This window comes from Streptomyces sp. DH12 (genome assembly GCF_020873895.1).
In the GTDB taxonomy this organism is placed as follows: domain Bacteria; phylum Actinomycetota; class Actinomycetes; order Streptomycetales; family Streptomycetaceae; genus Streptomyces.
Genome location: NZ_JAHWGT010000091.1, coordinates 1 through 1,253, shown reverse-complemented (window position 1 = coordinate 1,253; position 1,253 = coordinate 1). Strand labels below are relative to the sequence as shown.

Genomic DNA, 1,253 nt, shown 5'->3' with positions numbered 1-1,253 from the left:
CACACCACCGGGCGACAGCCGGCGATCGTCCCCCTGGAGTCCGCAGCGGGGCACAACGACGAGAGTCCCGCAGCTCAGAGGCCATTCGCACCCCCCGTCAGCGACCCAAGCGACTGAGCAACGGGAACAGACTAGCGAAGCGTGTGGTCGCGGAGCGGCTGATGAGGCGACAAACTTCGCTCCGGTTCCGGCGTCCGCCGCACACACCACTTCCACCTCAGCGACCGAGGGCTCGGACCCACAACAAAAACCTGTGCTTCGGTAGCTGCCGCCTCACTCGGCGAAATCCCAGCTCATCGACACCGGCGTCCGGGTTTCAGCGACCGAAGCGACCCAAGGTCTCCATATATGACCTACACACGCGCACACGCACACGCGCCTATGCCTTCATATACCCCGAGCGTGAGTCGCTTCGGTCGCTGAGTTCCCGCACACACCGCGTTGACCTGGTGATCTCATCAGCGACCGAAGGCTGCCGCCCTGCCGTTCGGTCGCTCGCCGCCAGTCGCTGCCCAGGCGTGCCTCCCGGTCGGTCGGACACCGACCTGCGGCCGGGCCACCGGATGGTTCCCTCTCCCCCCGGACAGCGACTCAAGCGACCCTGGACCGCACATCCAGACGGGCTCGCTCCACCTGGCCCGGTCCCGGCCTGCCTACCGCTCACCGACCCGCGGAATCGCCGACCGCGTTCCGCTTGCGCTGATGCTCGTTCAGGATGCTCAGCATCTTGTCGAACTCGACCTCACTCATCTTGTGGATGAGATGCATGGCGAGGAAGGCACCGTCGTGGTACGGGAGCTTCCGTGGCCCGGAAGACTCGCCCGCCGAGAGGGCGGACTCGGCCGAGGCGCCGTCGACACGTGGCTCGGGAACCGTTTCGGGCCGCCGGGCCGCCGGCTGGGCCGCACCACGGTCACTGATTACGCCGTAATCACTTCCGTCGCCGACCGACCGCTCCCCCGCTCCTCGGGCCTGCACCGCGGCCCCGGCCCCGGACTCGGTGCTGACAGCCCTCCCTGTCACTGCGTCGACGGCATCCGCCTCGGGGGCAGTGCCCTGCACGGCCATGTCCGGAGAACGGGGCGGCGTCGCATGCTCCTGCTGCTCCACGACGTCCGCCCGCACCGGAGCGCTTTCCTCCACCACGCCGGTTCGTGGCTCCCCACCACTCCCCCGCGTCTCCTTGCGATCCTTGGCAGCCTGCTTCTCCGCCTCCTTGCGGGCACGCTCGGCCTTCAGTTCCTCCAGAGCAG

At 68.3% G+C, this 1,253-nt stretch carries 1 pseudogene; it reads right to left on the bottom strand.

The window, feature by feature from the left end:
- Positions 1-660 precede the first annotated feature (660 nt).
- A pseudogene (locus LPA54_RS32655) lies at positions 661-1,253 on the bottom strand (hypothetical protein); the annotation flags it as partial.